The following is a 20,859-nucleotide window of genomic DNA, read 5'->3' as shown; positions in this document are numbered from 1 at the left end:
CGCTTCTCCCTATGCGCCGAAGGGTTCGATGTTGCACAGCGGCCCGCCCCAGCCGAGCTTGGCGCGGAGCAGGTTGAAGTAGCTGTAGCCCGGCGGATGGACCAGGCGGATCGGACTCGGGTGGGCCCGCACCACCAGCCGGCTGTCCTCCTGGAGGGTCAGGTCCCTCTGGCTGTCGCAGCTGACCCGGACGTGCTCGATGAACCGCGGGTGGACATCGATCTCGATCCGGCTGTCGCCATCGACCACGAGTGGCCGATTACTCAGCGTGTGCGGACAGACCGGCACTAGAACCATGGCGTGCAGGTTAGGGTGGGCGATGGGCCCGCCTCCGGCCATGGCGTAGGCCGTCGAGCCGGTCGGTGTGGCAATGATCAGTCCGTCGGAGCGGTGATCGCTGAGCGGCTCGCCGTCGATCCGCGTGACCAGTTCGATCATCCGCGCGGTGTTCCAGCGGTGCAGGACCACCTCGTTGATGGCCACGTCCTCGCGGAGCAGGGCGTCATCCTGGTTGGAGCGGATCTCGGCGCGCAGGATCAGCCGCTCGTCGACGACGTGCTGCCCGTCCAGGATCTGCGCGACCTCGTCCAGATGCTCGGGTGCGATGTCGACCAGGAACCCCAGCCGGCCGCGGTTGATGCCCATCAGGGCGACATCCCGCCGGCCGGCCACGGCCCGGGCGATGTGGATCAGGGTGCCGTCGCCCCCGATGGCGATGATCAGATCGCAGGCATCGAGCAGGGCTTCACGGGGCACGCGCTGCAGGTGGTGATCACCGGTCTCCGGCATGGACTGCTCATCGAGCAACGCCGTACAGCCGCGCGCTTCCAGCATGGGCAGCAAGCGCTCGACCAGCCCGGTGATGGCCGGATCGCCGGGTTTGCCGGTGATGCCGACGGTGGGGAAGGGCGGTGGTGGATGTACGTCCATGGTCGGGAACGGTATCACGTCGCCCAGGGGGCGCCAATTGGCGGTACCGGGTCGAGGGGTTGGCTGGTTGCACCGGGGCGGATATCCTTGGTCGCGGTCGGTAAAAGGGTAGACATGACGCTCAAGGAGCAGATGAAGACGGCGCAATCCAGGGTGCTGGTGGTTTGCTATTCGCAGACGGGGCAGCTGGATGGCGTATTAGCGAAACTGGTTGAGCCGCTGGAAGCGGATCCCGCGATCGAGGTGGAATGGCTCCGTCTGAATCCGCGCGAGCCGTATCCGTTCCCGTGGCCGTTTTTCCGTTTTCTGGAAGAGTTCCCGGAAGCGGTGCAGCTTGATCCGCCCGAGCTGGAGCCATTGAACCCGGCTCCGAAGCCGGGTTATGACTTGGTGATACTGGGGTACACGGTCTGGTTCCTGGCGCCAGCCCCCCCGGTTACGGCCTTCCTCCAGTCCCCCGAGGCCCGTTCCGTGCTGAAGGACACTCCGGTGGTCACGGTGACCGCCTGCCGGAACATGTGGATGACGGCCCACGAGACGGTGGGGGCCATGGTTCGGGAAGTGGGAGGGCGGCACTGTGATCACGCCGCCTTTACGGATGCGGGGTCGTCACTGGCATCGTTGATCACGACGCCCCGCTGGCTTCTGACCGGACGAAAGGAGGCCTGGCTGGGGCTTCCGCCGCCTGGCGTGAGCGAGTCGGACGTGGGGGAACGCGCGCCACGGCTTGGCCGGGCCCTGCGGCAGGCTCTGCTCGACGAGAGCCTGGATGGTCGCGCGGCGGTGCTGCATGGACTCGCTGCCGTGGAGGTCGACGAGGGCCTGGTGATGAGCGAACGAATCGGCCATCGCAGTTTCCGGATTTGGAGCCGGCTGCTGCGCCGGGCAGGCCCGCGCGGCTCCAGGGGTCGGCGCGCGGCTATTATGGTGTATTTGGTCTTCCTGCTTCTGATGATCGTGACTGTGGTCCCCTTGTCCCTTCTTATGCGCCGACTTTTGCGGCCCTTGATGGGGGCACGGCTTGAGGCGCTGCGGGCTTATCATGAACAGCCGTCGGGATCCGGGCGGCAGCGGATTGGGGAAGTCTGACGCGATGGCATACGACGCCTACATCAACGCGATGGGTGCATGCCTGCCCAACGCGCCCATCGACAACGAACAGATGGAGGGCGTGCTCGGCGCCCTCGGGCGTCAGTCTTCCCGCACGCGGCGAGTCGTACTGCGCAACAACGGCATCCGCCTGCGTCACTACGCGCTTGACCCCGAGACCGGTGAGCTGACCCACACCAACGCGCAGATGACCGCCCAGGCGGTCCGCGAAGCGGCGGTGCACAGTGGTGGGACCGACCGGGTCGAACTGCTCTCTTGCGGCACCAGCAGCCCGGATCAGTTGATGCCCAACCACGCTTCGATGGTGCACGGCGAACTCGGGGACGCGCCGCGGGAACTTGTAGCCACCGCAGGGATTTGCCTGGCGGGGGTGACGGCCCTGAAGCACGCCTGGCAGGCGGTGCGCGGAGGCGATGTGAAGGTGGCGGTTAGCACCGGGTCCGAACTGGCCTCGACCTTCATGCGCTCGCGCTATCTGCAGCCGGCGGGCGGCGAAAGAACGCCGGAAGAGGTCGAGGCGCACCCGGAACTGGCTTTCGAGGCGGAGTTCCTGCGCTGGATGCTCTCCGACGGGGCGGGCGCGGCTCTGCTTGAGCGGGAGCCATCCGGTCCGGGGCCGTCGCTGCGCATCGACTGGATCGAGACGTGCTCTTTCGCGCACGAACTGGATCCCTGTATGTACGCCGGAGCGGTCAAGGACAGCCAGGGCCGTCTCAGAAGTTGGCGCGACTATCCTGATGCCCCGTCCATGCAGACGGATGATGCCCTGGCGGTCAAGCAGGACGTCCGCCTGCTCAATGAGTACATCGTCGAGTACACGCTCGGGCAGGGTCTTTCCCGGGTGCTGCGGCGTCGTCCATTGGCGGCTGGGGATGTCGACTGGTTCCTACCGCACTACTCATCGGCCTGGTTCCGCGAGCAGGTCGCGCAAAAGCTCGGCGAGCTGGACTTCGAGATTCCCGAGTCGCGCTGGTACACCAACCTTGCGACCCGGGGAAATACGGGGTCGGCGTCTATTTATTTGATGCTGGAAGAGCTGTTCAACAGTGGGCGGTTGTCCGCAGGGGACCGTCTGCTCTGCTTTATCCCGGAGAGTGGTCGTTTCTCCACGGGCTTTATCCATTTGACTGTCGTCGAGCCATGACGAGCGAAGATTCCGTCGTCTCCCCACCCAGCGGTGAGGAGCGCAAGGCTCACTATGTTCCCGATCGCAACGGACGGGTGCGGACGCAGGCGGAGGCGCGCCAGGCCGTAGAGCGTGTCGCGACCGAACAGGCAGTCGCCGAGCTGGAGCGCCTGGCGGCTGAAGCACTCGCGGATGCCCGTGCCGGTCGCTGCTCGGCTTTGGCCTATCACATGTACCGCCGGCGCATGGATCCGCTGACGCTGGCTCAGGCCAGCGGTATCTGGCGCCTGCGGGTTCGTCGCCATCTCCGCAGCCCGCGTGCCTTCCAGCGGTTGCCGTGGCGCATTGCGCGCCGGTATTGCCAGGCGCTGGGTCTGTCCTGGCGGGAGCTCTCGCGGTTGCCTCCCGGGGTGGATGGGGCCCCATGATCGAAGTTCGGGGAGTGGTCAAGCACCATCGGGGTGCCCCGTTGCCAGCACTCGACGGTATCGATCTCACAGTTCCGGAGGGTGCCTTGGTGGGGCTGCTCGGGCCGAACGGCGCCGGGAAGTCCACTCTTCTACTGACACTGATGGGGTTGGTGGAACGGGATCGTGGTGTTGTTGAGGTCGACGGACTCGATCTCGACCGGTACCCGCGCGCGGTGCGCGCCCGTTTCGGCTTGGTGCCACAGAAGCCGGCGTTCTACCCGCCCATGACAGTCCGCGAGAACTTACAGCTCTTCGCTGCCCTGCGTGGCATCAGAAGGTCTCGACGCGGGCAGGATATCCAGCGGGTTGTCGAGGTGGCCGATCTGTCCGGGTGGATGGGCCGGCGCGCCGGGACGCTCTCGGGCGGCGCGCAATGCCGGTTGAACCTGGCCATCGGTCTGCTCGGACGCCCGCCGATCCTGGCGCTGGACGAGCCCACCGCCGGCATCGATCCCCAATCCCGGCGTTTTATCCTGCAGGCGGTCAAGGAGATCCGTGACGAAGGGACGACCATCCTCTTCACCTCGCACTATCTGGAAGAGATCGCATCCCTGTGCACGCGGGTGGCGGTGCTGGATCAGGGCCGGATGGTGGCCAGCGGATCGATCGACGAGGTCACCGCGTTGCAGCCGACGGTGATCTCGCTCCGGTTTGGGGTGGGGCCGGGGGATCCGCGGATCGATGAGGTTGCGGAGGCGCTGGGTGGTCGCCGGGTCATGGAATCGGGGGTGGAAATCCCGTTCCGCGACCCTGGACACACCCTGGTGGCTCTCGGCCAGGTTCTGGCGCGGCTCGAGCTGCCGTTATGTGCGGTCCGTTACGGTAGCCGCGATCTGGAGGAACTCTTTTTCCATCTCACCGGACGCGGGCTTCACCGGTGAGGTGTCGGCGGGGCGACCAGGGATAGGTCGATCTAGAGGGGGCTTCGATGCAGCAATTGCCAGCGCTGATCCGCAAGGAGATCATCCTGCTGACCCGGGATTGGCAGGGGCTGCTGCTTCTGTTCGTCATGCCGGTGGTCTTTATCCTGATCATGTCCCTCGCGATGCAGGGAGCTTACGAGCTAGGCGGCGAGCGCAGCGAACGGGTCGCCATCGTGGATGAGGATGACAGCTACGCCTCCCGTCAGCTGGTCTCCGGTCTGGCGGGGCGGCTCCAGGGCGTGGAAGTGCTTGTCCCCGAGGCATCCATGACGCCGGCGGCGTTGCGCGAGGGTATCCGGGATGGGCACTACCGCATCGCCATCTACATCCCGGACAGCTTTGAAGACGCGCTGCTCCGCGAGCGATCCGCCCCGGCAAGCCGCGAGGTGGCCATCTACCACGCCCCGGAGCTCCCCGCGCCCGTGCGCGAACTCTTTACCGCCAGCCTGGAGGGGGGACTGGTGCAGGCCGTCCTGCTCGCCGAACTTGAGGGTGCCCGGGCGCTGTGGGGCGGTTTCGATGCTCAGCAGCTGCTCGACGACCTGCCGGTGACCGCCTCCCTGGAACCGGTCTACAGAGGAGGTGGGGAAGCCCACGCGGTGCCGAACGCCGTGCAGCAGAGTGTCCCCGCCTGGCTGGTCTTTGCCATGTTTTTCGTGGTCGTTCCCCTGTCGGCCAGTCTTCTGGTCGAGCGCGGGCAGGGGGCGGCCTGGAGGTTGCGCCAGCTTAACGTCTCCCCGGGGGTGGTCCTCGGGGCGCGGTTCCCCGTGTATTACGGGGTCAACCTGTTGCAGCTCGTTCTGATGCTCGGCGTCGGCGTTGTTTTGGTGCCCTGGCTCGGTGGTGAGCGGCTGGATACCGGGGACGATCTGCTCGGGCTCTGGCTCATCGGTTCGGGTACGAGCATCGCAGCGATTGGCTTCGCGATGCTGGTGGCCAGCCTGGCGCGTACTGTGATTCAGGCCACTCTCATCGGTGGGGTAATGGTGCTGATCATGGCGGCCGTCGGCGGGGTGATGGTGCCCAAGGCCGTGATGCCCCCTGGGATGCAGGAGCTTGCGCACGTCTCGCCCATGTCCTGGGCGCTGGAGGGATTCTGGGATATGGTCCTGCGCTATCAGGACTGGCGGGCTGTGATCCCGGAGATGGGGATGCTGGCCGCATTCGGGGTGCTTTGTTGGTCAGGTGCGGCGCTTCTATACAATAGGCACATGGGGTAATGGATCCGTTCGATGGATGCAGAAGAGTCGGCGACACCCTCTAGAGAGGATCTGAAGGCCCTCATTCTGGAGGCAACCGGGAAGGATGCGCCGCCGGGGGGGATCCCCGACGACCAGCCCCTGTTCGGGGGCGGGACGCCGCTGGAGCTGGATTCCCTGGATGGGCTCCAGATTAGTATGGCGTTGCAGCGCCGCTGGGGTATTCGGGTCAACGATCCCAAGGAGCTCCGGAGGGTGCTGGAATCCGTTGCCACTCTGGAGGCGTTTATCCGCGAGCAGCTCCGGGCGTCTTCATGAGCGCGGCCACCGGGGCCGTGATACGCGGGTACGATGTGATCAGTGCCGCGGGCATCGGTCGGCGAGAGCATGCCGCAGCCCTCGGTGCAGGGCGGGTGTCGCCGGGGGAGGTGACGCTCGCTGATGGCTCCGCCGTTCGGCACTTGCCCTATCAGCGTATTCCGCAGGCGCGTCACAGCGCACTCGACGAGCTGGGATGGTTGGAGTTTGCCGCGTCACGGGCGCTGGCCGATGCCGGCCTCGGTGGTGAAGGGTTGGCGGCGTGTGGCCTGTTTGTCGGAAGCTCCGGGTCGAAACTCCCGGAGACGGAGCGGCAGTGGCTGGCCGAGTGCTCGGATCCGGATTTTCTCCCCATCGACGACGCGCGCGGTCACGGCGATCTCGCGGATCGCCTCGCCGGCCGTCTGGGTCTTGGCGGCCCCCGCTACTCCTTCGGTACGGCGTGTTCATCCAGTGCCAATGCCCTGCTTTACGGGATGCGGGCCGTCGCTCAGGGGCGTCTCGGAGCGGCTCTGATCGTCGGCTTCGATTTCTTCAACTTCCTCACCTTGCGCGGGTTCGAGTCGTTGATGCTTCTCGACCCTGAGCGTGCACGGCCTTTCGACGCCAGGCGGCAGGGGCTGGTCCTCGGAGAAGGGGTCGCTGCGCTAGTGTTGACCCCGTCCGGTTCGGCCGAGATCGCCGGATGGCGGTTGCTCGGCGGAGCCTCGATCGGGGATACGCAGAACCCCACGCAGACTTCGGCCGATGAGGTGGCAAGGGTTGTGCGGCGGGCACTGGAGGCGGTCCGGGTGGAGCCGGGGGATCTTGCGGGTGTCAAAGCGCATGGCACCGCCACCCCGGGGAATGATCGGGCCGAGGGGAGCGGCCTGGTGCGCGCACTGGGTGGGTGCCTCGCGCCAGTGAGCAGCCTCAAGGGAAGCCTCGGGCATACCCTCGGGGCGTGCGGTGCCGTCGAGACCGCGGCCCTGATGGCGTGTATCGATGCTGGGTTCTGGCCGGCCAGTGAAGGATTTGAAATCCCGGATCCGGATTGCGGAATCCAGCCGGTCCGCGATGCGGTCTCACTTCAAACCGGTCTGTTCCTGCTGAACTTTTTCGGTTTCGGCGGCAATAACTGTGCGCTGCTGCTGGAGTGTCGGCATGAGGCTTGACTGGCCGATCCGCGCCAGCTGGGGATGTGAATGGGCCCAGGGCGAGCGCCCGCAGCCGCTCGATGGGCGGTTATCGGAGATCGGAGAGGTGCCGCAGCGGCGCGCCAACCGTTTGATGCAATTGGCACACCTCGGGAGCGCGGGATGCGTTCGGCAGGCCGGCAGCCGGCCGCCGCAGGGGACGGGTGTGGTGCTCGGATCCCGCTACGGCAACCTGGCGGATACCATCCGTCTCTCCGCCGGCGTGCTGATGGAGCAGCAGCCACCTATGCCGTTCGACTTCATCAACGTCTCGACGAACCTGGCGGGGTTTCATGCGGCCCGTGCCGTGGGCGCCGAGCATGGGCCCAATCTCATGGTGGCGCACGAGCAGCACGCACTGGTGGCTGCCCTGGAAATCGCCGCCCTCGAGGTCGAGCGCGCCTGGCTGGTGGGGGTGGTCGAGGAGGGGGTGTGGCCGCTGGCCGAGCAGAGTCGCCGCCTGCGCCTGGAGGGGTGTGCTATGCCCGCCGAGGCGACCTACTGGTTTTGGATGGACTCTTGCTGCAAGGATCCGGTCGGCTGGCTGCGGGCGCTGCAAAGGATGCCGGATCGCCAAGCGCTGGCCGACGCCTGCAGACAGGCGCTGGCGGATGCCCCCGGGCCCGTGGCAGTGGCCTCGGCCTCGGATGGTGCACCTGCGGGGCTCCTGCCGACGTCGTTGCGGCGCCGACTGACTCCGTGGAGTGCACCGGCCGCGGGCTGGCATGCGGCGAGCCTGGGGCGCGTGGTGGAACGCTTCCTGGCGGCAGGGGCGTGCCCCCGTCTCGTGGTCCTCGAGGAGGATCCGGTGACCGGGCACTATCTCGTGCTGATTATCGACCGGAGCGGCGTGCCCACTGCTTGAGTTCGTTGACCGCCGCAGCTTCCGCGTCGGCGCACTGCTCCAGGCGGGCCGCAACGTCTGTCAGGGAAGCGCCGTGGCGGTCCTGGCAGAAATGGGCGGCAGACAACGCGAAGTCCCGCCAGCGATCGCCAACCTCGATCATACGCCCGGCGATGCGCTCAAGCCCCTCATCCTGAAGATGCTCCGCCGCCTCCTGGAGGAACGAAGCGTACATAAAGCGGAAGCCGCCGCCTCCGGTGCCGATCTCCTCCTGCATGCGGATGATCTGCCCGACATAGAGGCGCTGTCCGCCGATATCCGGCCGGCGTTGCGGAAGTTGGCGGATGCGGCGGGCGAGCAGGCGCACAGCCCGGAGGCCCACCCACGGCACCGGGGCCTGTCCGTGCAGCCGGATGGTCGTCCGGATCGCTGCCGGGATGGCTTGCGCAACGGGACGGGAACGTTCCACGGACTCGACCCAGTACATCAGACCCCGGGGGGCGAAGGCCCCGCGCACGAATCGAGCCTGCTCCAGGCTGGCACCGTCGCAGCGTTGCGGGGTTTCGAAGACCGGGTCGCTGACCTGATAGGACCCGTCCGTGTCCCGTCCGACTACGACGAGATTGTGGGCGTTGAAGTGGAAACGCATCTCCGGCGGGAAATAGGGAAGCCAGAACACCGACGCCTGGATTCCCACTGGCGTGCCCTGGCTTAGCGCTGTATCGAGAGCCTCACGCGCTTTGTCGGGATCGCGGAAGCGGCGTCGGCCGAGGCGAACGGACAGGCGCCGCTCCAACTGCCGGAGGACATGCCCCGGCAGGGCGCGGTAGGCCGTCAGCGGCTGGCCACCGATCCGTATGAACGGGAAATGCGCAAAGATCAGCGACGAGGAGAGGCCAAAGGCCATGGGTTCGGTCAGCGGCAGTCCGTGATGGGTGAGCAGGTTGGCCGCAACCCCGCTTTCGCAATGGCCGGAGTGTCGGTGTTGCCAGCCCGGGACATGGAGTGCCTCGAGCGGGCCTGGAGCGGTGGAGGGCTGTGCTGTCACTCGCTGCTGCTTCCATTGACGTGAGTGGGCCGCAAAGGGGTTCGCATTCGCGCGGGGGTGAGGGTAGCATTGAAAGTGCCCAAAATGCTCGGCCCTGCTGCCTGCTGGTGCAGCCGAGTAGGGGGGGTGATTTGATTCATGGCAGAGGCAGGATTCAGGGAGGGGCCGTAAATGCTGCATACAAGGATTCATTCAAGTGGGGCACTGGCTGCGGTGCTGTTGGTCGGGTTGGTTCTGGCAGCCTGTGCACGAACCGCGGCGCTGGAGGAGCCCACGGGGGTGCCCATCGAGGGTGACTGGAGCCTGGAGGAGATCGCCGACGTCATCCGCGATGCAGGCCGGGAGCGTGGCTGGGCGATTCGTGAAGAGGCCGACGGGCACATGGTGGGTGTGCTCAACGTCCGGGACCACCGTGCGGAGGTGGACATCCACTTCGACGAGACCAGCCTGGACATTGAGTATCGGGACTCCGTGAATCTGCGTTACGACGAGGAGCGGCAGACGATTCACCGAAATTACAATCGGTGGGTCGATCATCTGGAACAGGATCTGCGCGTCCTTCTCACCCGATAGGGGGCGATCTCCGCCCCCTATCGGGGCGGGATCACGTCAGCCCGCCGTCGATCCCGATCACCTGGCCGTTGATGTAGCCCGCCGGCTCGGAAGCCAGAAAGCCGACCAGGGATGCGACCTCCCCGGGTGAACCCATGCGTCCGGCGGGTACCAGGCTGTCCACGTGCTCCGCGCTGAACTGCTCGCGCGTCGCCTCGGACTCGATCACCCCGGGTGCCACGGCATTGGCAGTAATACCCCGGGAGCCCATCTCCTTGGCCAGCGATTTGATTGCGCCGTGCAGGCCGGCCTTGGCTGCGGCGTAGTTGGCCTGGCCGCGATTGCCGAGTACCCCGGACACCGAGGAGACGGCAATGATCCGGCCCCATCGTTGCCGCGCCATGGGCAGCAGCAATGGCTGGACGACATGGTGGAAACCGTTGAGCGAGATCTCGATCGGGGATCGCCACTGCTCGGCGTCCATGCCGGCCATCGGGGCGTCGGCGTAGCGCCCGGCATTGCTGACCACGATCTCGATGGGCCCCTCGCCGAGTATCTCCGATACGCCTTCGGCGGCGGCCTGCGGATCGGTCACATCGAAGGTGATGGCCTTGCACCGGCCGCTGCCGTGGCGCCCCTGGATCGCCGCGACGGTTTCCTCCAGTGCGGCCCGGTTCCGATGGCCGTGCAGATAAACGAAATGACCTTCGGCAGCAAGGCGTTCGGCGATCGCTCTGCCGATGGCACCGCTGGCACCGGTGACCAGGGCTCTTCTCATGGTGCAGCTCCGATTGATAGGTTTAGAGAGTGGTCGTTCCAGGACAGCTCGATGCCCCCCTTCGCGGCGGGGCCTCCGGCGAGCGCCTCGAGCAGGGGTAGGCTCCGGGCGGCTGGGCTCTGGTGCCGGAGTGTTTCCAGCTCAGGGGTGCGACAAGCTGTGGGTGCCCGTCGCGCACCGACGCTGAGCGTAACGGCTGCGCCCCGTTGCCCTGGCTGCCCCAGGAGCAGCGCCACGGAGAAGGAGAAAGGCAGCGGGCGGCTCTGCTCGAGCAGGGGTGGCGAGGCCTCCTCGTACGCCACAAGCAGGGCGTGCTCCTCCCCGGACGCGAGGAAGGTCAAGGCCTCGACGAGCCCCGCCGCAAAGCTCTCCTCCCCGGCGGCAAGCGCCGTGGCCGGGCCGCGGCAGCCGCTGGCGATGGACCAGTAGCCTGCGGGCGCATTGTGGACGGAGTTCTGGAACTGATGCGGCGAGATCCACGGTGGGTCTTCCGCCAGTGTGCGCATGTTCTTCTCCAGCCCCTGGAGGTCGCTGTCCGCGGCGGCCCAGACGCTGGCCAGGTGCTCCGTGGCGTGGTTCGGAGCCGTGGAGAGCGCTTCACTGGCCGTGCTCAGGGCCAGATGGGTCGCTCGCGTGGCACGCCTCGCTTCCGTCCGCGGCAGGCCGGGAGCGTTCAGGCGGCCAACGGGCTCGTTCTGCCAGGGCCGGTTTCCGGCAAGGATCTCGCGGCTCGCCGGCCAGCCGGCGAGGCCGGGACCCAGCAGGCCGACCCCTTGGATGCTCGCTTCCATCACGGATACCCCAGGATCAGTGAGCAATTGTTGCCGCCGAACCCGAACGACTGACTCATGACCCGACGCAGCGGGTGGTGCGCGGGCTCGACCTGCAGTTTGGTGCGTAGCTCCGGATCCGGTTTGCGGGTGTTGAGCGTCCCCGGGATGAGCCCTTCCTCGAGGCAGAGGGCGCTGATCAGCGCCTCCACCATTCCGGCTGCCCCCAGGGTGTGACCCGTCCATCCCTTGGTGGAGCTCGCCGGGATGTGATCGCCGAGTTCTGCCACAAGGGCCTGGTCCTCCATCCGGTCGTTGAGGGGGGTGGCCGTGCCGTGGAGGTTGATGTAGTCAATGGCGCCGCTACCGAGCCCGGCAGAGGCCAGGGCACGCCGGATGGCGAGTCGCGCACCCGCCCCCTCCGGGTGCGGGGTGGACAGATGGTGGGCGTCGGTGCTCTCGCCGTAACCGAGCAGTGCGGTGTCATCCGGAGTTTGCTGGCGGGGTTCCAAAAGGGCCAGGGCGCCTGCCTCACCCAGGCAGAGCCCGTCGCGTTCCGGATCGAAAGGCCGGCACAGCCCCTGGGAGGTGAGTTCAAGCGCGTTGAAGCCGTACAGCGTGGTCCGACACAGGGTATCAACGCCGCCAACCAGTGCTGCATCGCAGAGGCCGGCGTCAATGTGCCGTGCCGCGCTCGCCAGTGCTTTCGCGCTGGAGGAGCAAGCCGTCGAGATGGATTGCACCGGTCCCCGCAGCCCGCAACGGGTCCGGAGGTAGTCGGCCGTCGCCGACAACCGGTGGGTGGTGGCGAGGGTGAATGTCGCCGGCAACGGCTGACCGGCAGGAAGTGCCCGACAGGCGGCTTCAGTCTCGCGCATGCCGCCGGTGCTGGTGGCCAGGAACACGCCGATCCGCCCGGGGCCGTAATGGGCCACGGCCGCCTCCAGACGTTGCGCGAAGTCGTCCGTCCGCAGCGTCATCTCCGCCAGCCGGTTGTTGCGGCAGTCGTAAGCGGCGTGCTCGGCGGCCAACTCCACGCCCTCGAGGCCCTCCACGTGGCCGGCGTAGAGGGTCAGTCCGGCCTCGTCCACGGGTTTTAGACCGCCGCGCTGGTTACGCAACGCCTCGACGGTATTGTCGCGGCCGGCGCCCACGGCGGTTACCAGTGCCGAAGCGGTCAGGTATTTGACGGCCATGAGGACACACTCGGTTGTTCGGTTGTCGACGGGCGATTGGCAAAGAGTATGGCCAGCAGCCAGGCAAGTGTGGCGCCGCAGGCCACGGTCAGCCCCATCGCCTGGAGCAGCGGGATCTTCGCCGTGGCGAGGATGGTGAAAGCCACCACGGAGGAGACGGCGCAGACCGTCACTGACCCCATCCCGGACGGATCTCCGGGGCGGGCGAAGAGCCCATAGTCGATGCTGAGTCCGACCACCAGAAGCATGGCAATGATGTGGAACACGCCCAGGGGGATCCCGAGGAGACTCAGCAGCGCGATGGTGCCGCCGACCGCTGCGGCAGCACTCAGTGCCACCTCGAGCCCCCGCGCAGCGCTTCTCAGGCCCAGTAGCAGCACCATCACGATCAACCCCGCGCCGAGGCCGAAGTGTATCATCGCCTGGTGCTGGTAGTCTGTAGCAAGGGCGCTGGCCTGCCGGCGCAGGTCGATCAGCCGCCCCGTTGACAGATCCCGCTCGAGGCCAGCCGGGTCCTGAACGCCGCCCAGGTAGAGCAGGGCGCTCCACGACCCGTCCGGGTGCTGGTGCAATCGGGCCTGGACCCAGTCGCGGATCGGTCCCGGTTGCAGGTCATGCGGTTGCAGGGGGGGGAGTTCGCTGCTGTCCGACACCGCCTCAATGAACGGCGCAAACCCTTCGGCGCGGAGCCCCAGTTCGGCGGTCGCTTCGGTTACGGAGCGACGCAGCGCCTCAGGGTCCGGCAACGCTTCGGCGCGACGGCTCTGCGTCGCTGCACTGGGGAGGATCTGTGTGGGTGCATCAAAGCGCTCCAGCCGCCCCCTTGCAACCTGTTCATCGAGCTCATCGGCGGCTTTCTCGCTAGCCTGCAACGTCTCCTCGCGGCTCGCCGCATGCACCACGACCAGATAACGAGGTTCCGCCAGGCCGATGGCAGAGCGCAGTGTGCCGTCGCGCTCGGCCAGATCCTGGGGCACCGGGGATGCACCCGCCAGGTCGGTTTCGAAACGGGCCAGGGTGAGCGCGCTCGCCACGCCTGCGCTCACCAGCAGCCAGGCCAGCACGACGGTTGCGGTCCGGGGAACGCGCGGGAGGCGCCCCAGCGAGCGCCGCCACCGCCGGAGATGCCGGGCTGGCGGTATGGGAGCGTGCTGCAGTGCCGGCAGGACCCACGAGGTGGTCGCCGCCGCGGCCAAGAGGCCGGTTACCGAGAAGAGCGCTAGCTGCTGTAGGCCGACGACCCCAGCAAGGCCGAGGGCGGTAAACCCGAGCGCCGTGGACAGTGCCCCCACCAGCAGGCGCCGCCGGACGGCGGATGCGGCGGTTTTGCCGTCCCGGTCCCGGCTGTGCCAGAGGTGGTGGAGCGGGTAATCCAGCGTGACCCCGAGGAGGGTGGCTCCGAAGGCCAAAGTGATACCGTGGACGCCGCCGAAAGCCAGGTGGACCGACGCCGCCCCGGTGGCGATACCGGTGAGCACCGGCAGCGCCGCGAGCAACACCGCGCGCAGCGACTGCAGGGCGAGCACCAGCACGGTCAGGGCGGCGAGGCCGGCCAGGGTGGAGATGCGCAGCACCTCGGCGCGGATGGTCTCCCGGGACTCGACGGCGATGGCCGGTGCACCGGTGATCGCCGCGCGGAGCGGAGGAGTGGCCGCGCCGGCCGTCTTCCGGATGTGCTCGATGGCCGCCTGCTGGGCATCCAGATCCTCGCTGCTCGCCGCCGTCCAGGCGACGATAACGGCGTGTCCATCGGCGCTTCGCCACCCGTCGGTCGTCTGCGGTTCACGGCTGTCGCCCAGCCACTGGCCCAGGAGGTGGCGCTGCTCACCGGTGGGGTCGCGGGCCAGCCGCCAGGAGTCGCCGTACGCACCGCCCCTTTGGACTTCCTCCGCCAGTGCTTCGAAGTGGTCACGCAGCCCTTCGGCTGTCAGGTCTTCGGGGCGCCAGCCATCACTGAGCAGGTAGCGGTAGGTATCGAGCTGCTCGCGTCCGGGGAGATGCCCTGGCTCCGGGCGGTGCGCGACGAGCCGGAAGGCGCCGCTGTGCTCCAGCTGCTGAACCAGCCGTTCCACCTCGGCGGGGCGTGCCGGATCACCGTCGGCGCGTCGCAGGGTGACCAGAAGCAGACGCCCGGTGGCACCTTGGTGGAGCTGCCCGACGACCAGCGACTGCTCCGGATCCGTCGCGTCCGGGAGGAATGCGCCGAGGTCCACCTCCATCCGCGGCGGAATCAGTACGGCGGCGCAGATGGTCAGGCACAAGAGCCAGGCGGCGATCGGCCACCCTCGACTCATTCAAGCGCCTCGATCAGGCGCAGGCGGATCCGGCCCTGCCGTGGTGCGTCCAGCTCGATTTCGTCGATCCACGCCGCCTGACCGCTGAGGGTCAGGTGCAACGGGGCCTCGTCGGAGCGGCGGGAGCCCCCGCCCCGCCCCGGTGCGGGGCGGGGGGCGGCCTCCAGGGCCAACTGCCAGTCCTCTGCATCCCCGTCGAGCTCGACACGCTGGAAATGCGCTTCAAGCGTATCGGCATCGCCCCCGCCGATGGCGTCAAGCACCGCCATCAGGGGCTCTAGCCCCGGGACCTGGTTTAGCCGCGTGGTCCGCTCGCCACGCTGGTCACGCAAGTGCACCAGGTCGTCGGCGATGCGGATCTCCCGTTCCTCCCCGTCGGGGAGGCGCTCGGTCTTGCGCAGCTGCCCGGGGTGCCGGTAGTGGAGTTCTCCGCGGAGGTGGATCGGTTCCTCGGCGAGCGGGTCGTGGCGGGTCTCCTCGTAGCTTGCCGCCAGGCCGCCCTGCTCCGGGGCGAGTCGATCGAGCAGCGCCGCCAGGGACAGTTCGCCGGCCAAGGCCGCGGTAGGGGCCGCGCTGCCGAGCAGGGCCGCCGCCATCCAGTACGACAGCCGCCGCATCACCCGGCCTCCGCTGTCTCCGGGCGCACCCCCGTGTACTCACTGAAGATGCCCATCACCACGTGGCGTCGAACCTCCCGGAAGCCGGCTGCCTCCATCGCCTGCACGATGGTATCCGGTGGTACGCAGTGATCCACCGTGTCCCAGTAGTACTGCATGAGGGTCTGCGAGTCCTGCGAGCGGCGGAACCAGCCCGCCACCCGCGGCACCAGGTCGCGCAGATAGAGCCGCAGCAGCCGGTAGCCCAGCCGGGTTCGCGGCGGGGTGATCTCGAGGATCAGCACGCGACCGCTCGGCCCCAGCACCCGGAAGTACTCGTCGAAGGTGCTCCGCAGGTCGCCGACGTGGCGCAGGGCGTAGCCCATGGTCAGCATGTCGAAACTCTGCTCGGGGAAGGGCAGATCCTCGGCGGTGGCCTGCACGGTGCGCTGCACGCCGCGCCTCTCGGCGGCATCCAGCATACCGCGGCTCGGATCCAGTGCGACCACGCTGCCCGCCTCGCCCACCATCCCCTGGGCCGCCTTGGCGATCACGCCGGTGCCGGCGCCGGCATCGAGCAGGTGCATGCCGGCGCGCAGGCCGTGGCGCTGCAGGGCCCAGCGCCGGTACCAGCGGCCGCTGCCCAAGGACATGAAATCGGTGATCCAGTCGTAGTGCTCGGCCGTGGCGTCGAACATGGCATCGACCCACTGCTGCCGCTGTGCGGCATCGCCGTAGTAGTCCGACATGACCGGGTGGGGGGCGGTGCCCCCCACCCCGGTGTCGTCCCGCGTGAAGGTGGCCCGTTCGGGGTTGGTCGGTGCACGGTTCATCGCGGGGTGCGGTCCTTAAAAGAGCAGGGCGGTGTTGAAGGTCATGGTCTGGTGGTTGCCCGAGAAGTCTCCGCCCCTGTCGTCTTGCCAGTCGGTGACGACATCGTCGGAGCCGGCGAAGCCGTGGCTGCGCCAGGCAACCGAGGGGGAGAGGATGACCCCACCGAGGTCGATGTTCACCCCGGTCGCCGCGCCGAGGGCGAACTCATGGTAGAGGAGATCCTCCCCATCAATCCAGTCGTGATCAGCGTCGTACTCGCCGAAGTAGAGGCCGACCCGCACCGACGGTCCGGCCCACCAGCGCACGCGGTCGTTGCTGACGATCCGGAAGCCGAAGGTGTTGTCTACCTGGATGCCGCCCACATCGGCCTCCGCGTCGAAATCAGCGTCGAAGTCAAGGTTCTGCAAGGCGAGGCCGACGTTGAGGCGGTAGTTGAAGACCCCCGGCCCCAGGGGGGCGGTGTCCAGGGCGTAGCCAGTCGAAGCCAGCGCGGCATCGACGTCCTTGCTATCGTCTCGATCATCCCACTCGAACTCTCCGGAGCCACCCCCGATTTCAAAATAAAAGCCGTGTCCAGTGCCGGCGGCGAAAAGAGGCGCGGGGGCGAGCAGGGCGGCGGCGACCCCGGCACAGAGCCACTGGTTGCGTCGATGCATGTGAACCTCCTTGGAATAGGGCCGGTGTGGTTGATTGCCGAAGCGGCACTAGTGGGAAGGGCGCCGGACGGCATCATAGCGCGCCGCCGACATCAGGTGTAGTCCTCCCGGGCTGGGCATGTGGGCCCCGGGTGTCGCGAGGCGTCACCCTCGCTGGAAAGCCTCGATCTCCAGGGTCAGCTCGGCGCGGCAGATATCGGCCTGCACGCCGAGCAAACGGGCATCGGGCCACTCCCGCCGCAGGCGTGCCTCAACCCGCGGCCACTCCGCCGGATCGCGGACATAGACGCGCAGGGCGCTGGACGGGCCGAAGCGGGCCAGGCCGGGCCGGCCGAGACGCTGCGCCGCCTCACCCAGCAGGGCATGGAGATTGAGCAGGGTCTCCTCGAGCTGGGCCGGGGTGTCGTGGGGGTGCCGCGTGGCATGACCGACGATGCTGGCCGTCCCCGATACAAACAGCCCCTGTTCGCCGCCGCGCATCGGGATCGCCAGGGCGCGCGCGAACGAGGGGCTGCGCGGCCCGTACTGGCGGGGGTAGCGGTAGGCGGCCACTTGGCGGGGGTTCTCCAGCGGTGTCCCCGGATTACGGCCAGCCAGGCAGTGGACGAACAGGTGCCGGCCGGCGCTGCCCACGGCGGAGGCCGCGCACAGCTGGTCCTCGTCGATCCCCTCCCGCTCGAGCCCGCGGGCCCGCCCCAGGCAGAATCGGCGGTAGCGCTCAGCGTCGCCGCTGCCCTGGTTGATGGCCGGCACCACGTGCCAGGCGCGCAGCAGGTGGGGGTAGCCCAGATCGCGGGCGTGCTGGAGCAATTGTCGGTAGGCCGCTTCGGCCGGCGGTGCCGGATCGGTCTCCGGCCCGCACGCGCGGGCCCAGCTGAGCATGAGCAGGTGGTCGTCGGCTACCCAGCCCGCCTCGCCGTCGCTTCCGTACCGGACGGATGCCCCGGCGCGCCACCCCTCGGCGGCCAGATCGCCGCCAAGCCAGGGCAGCTCCGTGGCCAGGGCCGGCGGCTGCGCCGTGGCGTCACCGGCGAAATCGAAACGGCCAAGCTCGCTGCGCGCATCCGAGCCCCCGGTTACGGTGAGCTGCGGCGAGCGACCCGCGGTCGGTGTCCAGTCATCGGCTTGAACCCGCATGGTGATGGGCGCTAACTTCCGTCGCCTGCGTTAACAGGGCCAAGGTTTTTTGGCTAGTCTTGAACCGGGACAGGGTAACACTGAAGGCCCGCGCCGACGACGGCGGGGCCGTCGTGGATGGAGATCGATGACCCGACTGCCGCTGCTCGAACGGGGTCTGGATGAGGTTCTGGCACGCCGGGGCGGGGAGCCCGTGGCGGTCCGGAGCTTCCTGGGCGAGGTGGAACGGCTGGCAGCGGAGCTGCCGGCACGCCGCTATGCGGTCAACCTGTGCCGCGACCGGTATCGGTTCAGTGTCGCGTTTGCGGCCGTGATGCTAGCCGGGCAGACCAACCTGCTGCCCGCAAACCGTCTCGATACCACCATCCGGGAGGTTCTTAGCCGTTACCCGGATGCCTACGTGCTCAGCGACGACCCGGAGGACCGCGACTGGCCGGGGGCGGTTATCGTGGGGCCAGATCGGCAGACGCGGGCTGCCACCGCCATCCCGCAGCTGGATGCGCGTCACCTGGCGGCGGTGGTGTTCACCTCGGGCAGCACGGGGGCATCGAAGGCCGTCGAGAAGCCGTGGTCCACCTTCTATGAAAGTACTCGGATCAATGCCCGGGAAATGGGGCTGGTCGGGCGAGATGAGCCGATCAGCGTCATCGCCACGGTTCCGCCCCAGCATATGTATGGGCTGGAGACGTCGGTGCTGATGGCGCTTTTCGGTGACGTTGCCATCAGCAACGAGCGGCCGTTCATGCCCGCGGATGTGGCAAGCGCGTTGACTTCGGTACCCTCGCCGCGGGTGCTGGTCAGCACCCCGGCCCATCTGCGCGCCCTGGCCGATCCGCAGCTTACGTTGCCCGCCATTGAACGGATCTGGTCGGCCACGGCACCGCTGGACCCGCACTTGGCCGGCAGCATCGAGCGGCTGCATGGCACCCGGGTGGGCGAGATCTACGGCTGTTCCGAGCTCGGGAGCCTGGCCAGGCGGTTGCCGGCGCGGGATCCCACCTGGGCGTTGTTCCCTGAGTTCGAGTTGCACACCGAGCCCGCCGGGACGCGGGTGGGCGCAGCGCACCTGCCGTGCTCGTTCCTGCTGCAGGATCGGCTCGAGCTGGACGGCCCAGGGCGTTTCCGGATCATCGGGCGCGACGAGGATCTGGTTAACGTCGCCGGTAAGCGCGCGTCGCTCGCGGAGCTGAATCAGGCACTGCTGCGGACCCCGGGCGTGGAGGACGGTGTTCTGTTCGAGCCGCCCGAGGCCGAGGCGAATGGCGCGCAGCGCCTCGCTGCACTGGTGGTGGCGCCGGGGGTCGACGCCCCAGCGATTCGAAGGTCGCTGCGCCAGGAGATCGACGAGGCGTTCCTGCCACGTCCGATCCGCCGGGTGGAGGCGCTGCCGCGCAACGAGACGGGTAAGTTGACGCGCCAGGCCCTGCTCGACCTATTTGCCCGCTCGGCCTCCCCGGAGGAGAAGAGCTGAGCGCCCGGCCGGCGTTCTCAGAGGGTCTCTCCCGGGGCGAGGGATCGCATCTCGTGCCGGTAGTGCCAGCCGCCGGCGCCGTGAATCGGCGTAACCGAGAAGATCACTTCGCTGTCTGGCCCTTCCCCGCCGCGCAGCGCTGCCGTGTCTCCTTTGAGTCGCGTCCCGGCGATATCCAGTTCACTGCCGCTGGCCTCGATGGCGACGTCACCGGTCAGGCTCCCGGCGGTGAGCATGACCTCGCTGTCCTCGGCGCGCAGCGCAGTGCTGCCGCCGTTAAGCTGCGGATTCGTCAGCGCGACCTGGGATCCGCGGATGTGCACCTCGCGCGCAGTGATGTCCTCCAGGGTGACCCGTTGGCAATTGTCGATCCGGATGGTGTCGTAGCGGCCAGCGATACGCTTACCGTGCTCGTCCTGACAACTGAACGTCGCCTCTCCGGGGGTGTTGTCCGGCGGCTCCCGCGGGGTTGAGCGACGGTCCTGCTTTAGGCGTTGCTGTACCGCCTTCAGGAAGGCCTCGGGAGCGTCGAGCATGGGTGCATGACCAGCCTCCGGGAAGACCTCCAGATCGCCGCCCGATGGCAGCCCGGCGAGCAACTGACCGGTTCGCACGGGCGTAATCCGATCACGCGCTCCCCAAAACACGCTGGTCGGGACCGCATGCTCGTGCAGCGTGCGGCTGAAGTCCGTCTCCACCAGGGCGAGGGCGGCAATGCGCGTGGGGTCACTGCGCAGGGCCACCCGGCGGCCGGGCGCCGAGAGTAGGATCTCACCGGCGTCCGGAATCTGCCTCATCAGTTGCCGGATCACCTGTCCGCCGGTACGGTCGAGCCAGCGGTCGGTGCCCCAACCGTCGTTCTCACTCCACGGGGTGCGGGCCAGAAAACTGGTGTAGGCCGCCTTGTGCAGGATCCCGGCGGCACTGGAGATCAGCAGGTGCTCCACGTTGTCCGGGTGCCTGGCGGCGTAGCGCAGGGCGATGGCGCCGCCCAGGGAGTGGCCGAGCAGGAAGACCGGCGGGTCCGCTAGCTCCGAGATGACATGGTCGAGCACCCGGACGTACTGATCCGGCCCATACAGGTGATTACCCCGGGTGGAGGCGCCAAAACCTGGTAGATCAAAAGCGATCAGACGGTAATCCTGGCTGAGTCCTTCACTGATCTCCTTCCAGGCAGCCCCGCCGCGCTTATCAATGCCGTGCACGAGGACAAGGGTGGGCGCGTCCTCCGGGCCGCCCTGATAGGTCTGGAGTGTGCCGTCGAAGACGGGGTCCTCGATCGGCTGGCCCTTAAGACCCGGCAGGGTGAGGGGGTCGCCGGGCGCGTTTCGTGCGTCTGCCGGTGCGTTCAGCAGGAGAGCGACGGCAAGCACGCCGAGCAGGTCAATCAGTCCCCGCGGGATGTTCCTTGGCATCAGAGGCCTCCTCGTGT

General features: G+C 67.8%; 21 protein-coding genes. 10 read left to right on the top strand and 11 right to left on the bottom strand.

Features of this window, described 5'->3' with window-relative positions:
- Positions 1-9: 9 nt before the first annotated feature.
- Entirely contained in the window at positions 10-930 is a 921-nt protein-coding gene (locus LRA98_RS02325) for an NAD(+) kinase (RefSeq protein ID WP_238632989.1), read from the bottom strand.
- 114 nt (positions 931-1,044) lie between these two features.
- Between LRA98_RS02325 and LRA98_RS02320 the strand changes: the two genes are divergently transcribed.
- From LRA98_RS02320 to LRA98_RS02285, 8 genes are read left to right on the top strand one after another with little or no spacing between them, the layout of a single operon-like run.
- Positions 1,045-2,019: a dialkylrecorsinol condensing enzyme gene (locus LRA98_RS02320; RefSeq protein WP_238632990.1), complete on the top strand. Its 975-nt coding sequence runs from the start codon at positions 1,045-1,047 to the stop codon at positions 2,017-2,019.
- A 4-nt stretch (positions 2,020-2,023) separates the two neighbouring features.
- Positions 2,024-3,184 carry a beta-ketoacyl-ACP synthase III gene (locus LRA98_RS02315; protein WP_238632991.1) on the top strand — a complete coding sequence of 387 codons (1,161 nt, stop codon included), beginning with the start codon at positions 2,024-2,026 and terminating at the stop codon, positions 3,182-3,184.
- Positions 3,181-3,594 (top strand): hypothetical protein, encoded by a 414-nt coding sequence (locus LRA98_RS02310; RefSeq protein ID WP_238632992.1) that lies wholly within the window; start codon positions 3,181-3,183, stop codon positions 3,592-3,594. The genes LRA98_RS02315 and LRA98_RS02310 overlap by 4 nt, the downstream gene beginning before the upstream one ends.
- Complete coding sequence (locus LRA98_RS02305) at positions 3,591-4,517, top strand: ABC transporter ATP-binding protein (protein WP_238632993.1); 927 nt, start codon at positions 3,591-3,593, stop codon at positions 4,515-4,517. Before LRA98_RS02310 ends, LRA98_RS02305 begins: the two co-directional genes overlap by 4 nt.
- 47 nt (positions 4,518-4,564) lie before the next feature.
- A complete protein-coding gene (locus LRA98_RS02300) occupies positions 4,565-5,779 on the top strand; it encodes an ABC transporter permease (RefSeq protein WP_238632994.1) in 1,215 nt (404 codons plus the stop codon).
- 12 nt (positions 5,780-5,791) lie between these two features.
- Positions 5,792-6,076 carry a hypothetical protein gene (locus tag LRA98_RS02295; protein ID WP_238632995.1) on the top strand — a complete coding sequence of 95 codons (285 nt, stop codon included), beginning with the start codon at positions 5,792-5,794 and terminating at the stop codon, positions 6,074-6,076.
- Complete coding sequence (locus LRA98_RS02290) at positions 6,073-7,230, top strand: beta-ketoacyl synthase N-terminal-like domain-containing protein (protein ID WP_238632996.1); 1,158 nt, start codon at positions 6,073-6,075, stop codon at positions 7,228-7,230. The genes LRA98_RS02295 and LRA98_RS02290 overlap by 4 nt, the downstream gene beginning before the upstream one ends.
- Complete coding sequence (locus LRA98_RS02285) at positions 7,220-8,116, top strand: hypothetical protein (protein ID WP_238632997.1); 897 nt, start codon at positions 7,220-7,222, stop codon at positions 8,114-8,116. The genes LRA98_RS02290 and LRA98_RS02285 overlap by 11 nt, the downstream gene beginning before the upstream one ends.
- Here the strand turns inward: LRA98_RS02285 and LRA98_RS02280 are convergent.
- Positions 8,085-9,143 carry a DUF4872 domain-containing protein gene (locus tag LRA98_RS02280; RefSeq protein ID WP_238632998.1) on the bottom strand — a complete coding sequence of 353 codons (1,059 nt, stop codon included), beginning with the start codon at positions 9,141-9,143 and terminating at the stop codon, positions 8,085-8,087. The two genes, LRA98_RS02285 and LRA98_RS02280, sit on opposite strands and share 32 nt — an antisense overlap.
- A gap of 171 nt (positions 9,144-9,314) precedes the next feature.
- On the opposite strand from LRA98_RS02280, the gene LRA98_RS02275 reads away from it, so the two are divergent.
- Positions 9,315-9,716: a hypothetical protein gene (locus LRA98_RS02275; RefSeq protein WP_238632999.1), complete on the top strand. Its 402-nt coding sequence runs from the start codon at positions 9,315-9,317 to the stop codon at positions 9,714-9,716.
- Between the two features lie 31 nt (positions 9,717-9,747).
- Here the strand turns inward: LRA98_RS02275 and fabG are convergent, their stop codons facing one another.
- The 8 genes from fabG to LRA98_RS02235 all read right to left on the bottom strand — a co-directional run bounded on the left by fabG (position 9,748) and on the right by LRA98_RS02235 (position 17,956).
- Positions 9,748-10,473, bottom strand: coding sequence for a 3-oxoacyl-ACP reductase FabG (gene fabG / locus LRA98_RS02270; protein ID WP_238633000.1), 726 nt, complete (start codon positions 10,471-10,473; stop codon positions 9,748-9,750).
- Entirely contained in the window at positions 10,470-11,264 is a 795-nt protein-coding gene (locus LRA98_RS02265) for a beta-ketoacyl synthase chain length factor (RefSeq protein WP_238633001.1), read from the bottom strand. Before LRA98_RS02265 ends, fabG begins: the two co-directional genes overlap by 4 nt.
- Positions 11,264-12,439, bottom strand: a complete 1,176-nt coding sequence (locus LRA98_RS02260; RefSeq protein WP_238633002.1) for a beta-ketoacyl-ACP synthase — start codon at positions 12,437-12,439, stop codon at positions 11,264-11,266. Before LRA98_RS02260 ends, LRA98_RS02265 begins: the two co-directional genes overlap by 1 nt.
- The gene (locus LRA98_RS02255) at positions 12,421-14,733 is read right to left on the bottom strand and encodes an MMPL family transporter (RefSeq protein ID WP_238633003.1); all 2,313 of its coding nucleotides are present in this window, start codon (positions 14,731-14,733) and stop codon (positions 12,421-12,423) included. Before LRA98_RS02255 ends, LRA98_RS02260 begins: the two co-directional genes overlap by 19 nt.
- Positions 14,730-15,350: a LolA-related protein gene (locus tag LRA98_RS02250; RefSeq protein WP_238633004.1), complete on the bottom strand. Its 621-nt coding sequence runs from the start codon at positions 15,348-15,350 to the stop codon at positions 14,730-14,732. The genes LRA98_RS02255 and LRA98_RS02250 overlap by 4 nt, the downstream gene beginning before the upstream one ends.
- Positions 15,350-16,162, bottom strand: coding sequence for a class I SAM-dependent methyltransferase (locus tag LRA98_RS02245; RefSeq protein ID WP_238633005.1), 813 nt, complete (start codon positions 16,160-16,162; stop codon positions 15,350-15,352). The genes LRA98_RS02250 and LRA98_RS02245 overlap by 1 nt, the downstream gene beginning before the upstream one ends.
- 15 nt (positions 16,163-16,177) lie before the next feature.
- Positions 16,178-16,819, bottom strand: coding sequence for a hypothetical protein (locus LRA98_RS02240; protein WP_238633006.1), 642 nt, complete (start codon positions 16,817-16,819; stop codon positions 16,178-16,180).
- Positions 16,820-16,963: 144 nt separating this feature from the next.
- Entirely contained in the window at positions 16,964-17,956 is a 993-nt protein-coding gene (locus LRA98_RS02235) for a chorismate transformation enzyme, FkbO/Hyg5 family (protein WP_238633007.1), read from the bottom strand.
- Positions 17,957-18,083: 127 nt separating this feature from the next.
- Here LRA98_RS02235 and LRA98_RS02230 point away from each other — a divergent pair, with 127 nt between their 5' ends.
- The gene (locus LRA98_RS02230) at positions 18,084-19,427 is read left to right on the top strand and encodes an AMP-binding protein (RefSeq protein WP_238633008.1); all 1,344 of its coding nucleotides are present in this window, start codon (positions 18,084-18,086) and stop codon (positions 19,425-19,427) included.
- Between the two features lie 17 nt (positions 19,428-19,444).
- Here LRA98_RS02230 and LRA98_RS02225 read toward each other — a convergent pair whose 3' ends face one another.
- A complete protein-coding gene (locus LRA98_RS02225) occupies positions 19,445-20,842 on the bottom strand; it encodes an alpha/beta fold hydrolase (protein ID WP_238633009.1) in 1,398 nt (465 codons plus the stop codon).
- Positions 20,843-20,859: the final 17 nt, after the last annotated feature.

This window comes from Halorhodospira sp. M38, assembly GCF_022227985.1.
Taxonomy (GTDB): Bacteria; Pseudomonadota; Gammaproteobacteria; order Nitrococcales; family Halorhodospiraceae; genus Halorhodospira; species Halorhodospira halophila_A.
Note: the sequence above shows the minus strand (reverse complement) of the source record. Positions and strands in the feature narration are given on the sequence as shown.

Bases quoted from the DNA above. Each gene is read 5' to 3' on its own strand.
- LRA98_RS02300 (WP_238632994.1), top strand. From the start codon at position 4,565: ATGCAGCAATTGCCAGCGCTGATCCGCAAGGAGATCATCCTGCTGACC.
- LRA98_RS02260 (WP_238633002.1), bottom strand. From the start codon at position 12,439: ATGGCCGTCAAATACCTGACCGCTTCGGCACTGGTAACCGCCGTGGGC.
- LRA98_RS02250 (WP_238633004.1), bottom strand. From the start codon at position 15,350: ATGCGGCGGCTGTCGTACTGGATGGCGGCGGCCCTGCTCGGCAGCGCG.
- LRA98_RS02245 (WP_238633005.1), bottom strand. From the start codon at position 16,162: ATGAACCGTGCACCGACCAACCCCGAACGGGCCACCTTCACGCGGGAC.
- LRA98_RS02230 (WP_238633008.1), top strand. From the start codon at position 18,084: ATGACCCGACTGCCGCTGCTCGAACGGGGTCTGGATGAGGTTCTGGCA.
- LRA98_RS02325 (WP_238632989.1), bottom strand. From the start codon at position 930: ATGGACGTACATCCACCACCGCCCTTCCCCACCGTCGGCATCACCGGC.
- LRA98_RS02305 (WP_238632993.1), top strand. From the start codon at position 3,591: ATGATCGAAGTTCGGGGAGTGGTCAAGCACCATCGGGGTGCCCCGTTG.
- LRA98_RS02255 (WP_238633003.1), bottom strand. From the start codon at position 14,733: ATGAGTCGAGGGTGGCCGATCGCCGCCTGGCTCTTGTGCCTGACCATC.
- LRA98_RS02225 (WP_238633009.1), bottom strand. From the start codon at position 20,842: ATGCCAAGGAACATCCCGCGGGGACTGATTGACCTGCTCGGCGTGCTT.
- LRA98_RS02310 (WP_238632992.1), top strand. From the start codon at position 3,181: ATGACGAGCGAAGATTCCGTCGTCTCCCCACCCAGCGGTGAGGAGCGC.
- LRA98_RS02320 (WP_238632990.1), top strand. From the start codon at position 1,045: ATGACGCTCAAGGAGCAGATGAAGACGGCGCAATCCAGGGTGCTGGTG.
- LRA98_RS02295 (WP_238632995.1), top strand. From the start codon at position 5,792: ATGGATGCAGAAGAGTCGGCGACACCCTCTAGAGAGGATCTGAAGGCC.
- LRA98_RS02265 (WP_238633001.1), bottom strand. From the start codon at position 11,264: ATGGAAGCGAGCATCCAAGGGGTCGGCCTGCTGGGTCCCGGCCTCGCC.
- LRA98_RS02315 (WP_238632991.1), top strand. From the start codon at position 2,024: ATGGCATACGACGCCTACATCAACGCGATGGGTGCATGCCTGCCCAAC.
- LRA98_RS02275 (WP_238632999.1), top strand. From the start codon at position 9,315: ATGCTGCATACAAGGATTCATTCAAGTGGGGCACTGGCTGCGGTGCTG.
- LRA98_RS02240 (WP_238633006.1), bottom strand. From the start codon at position 16,819: ATGCATCGACGCAACCAGTGGCTCTGTGCCGGGGTCGCCGCCGCCCTG.
- LRA98_RS02290 (WP_238632996.1), top strand. From the start codon at position 6,073: ATGAGCGCGGCCACCGGGGCCGTGATACGCGGGTACGATGTGATCAGT.
- LRA98_RS02285 (WP_238632997.1), top strand. From the start codon at position 7,220: ATGAGGCTTGACTGGCCGATCCGCGCCAGCTGGGGATGTGAATGGGCC.
- fabG (WP_238633000.1), bottom strand. From the start codon at position 10,473: ATGAGAAGAGCCCTGGTCACCGGTGCCAGCGGTGCCATCGGCAGAGCG.
- LRA98_RS02235 (WP_238633007.1), bottom strand. From the start codon at position 17,956: ATGCGGGTTCAAGCCGATGACTGGACACCGACCGCGGGTCGCTCGCCG.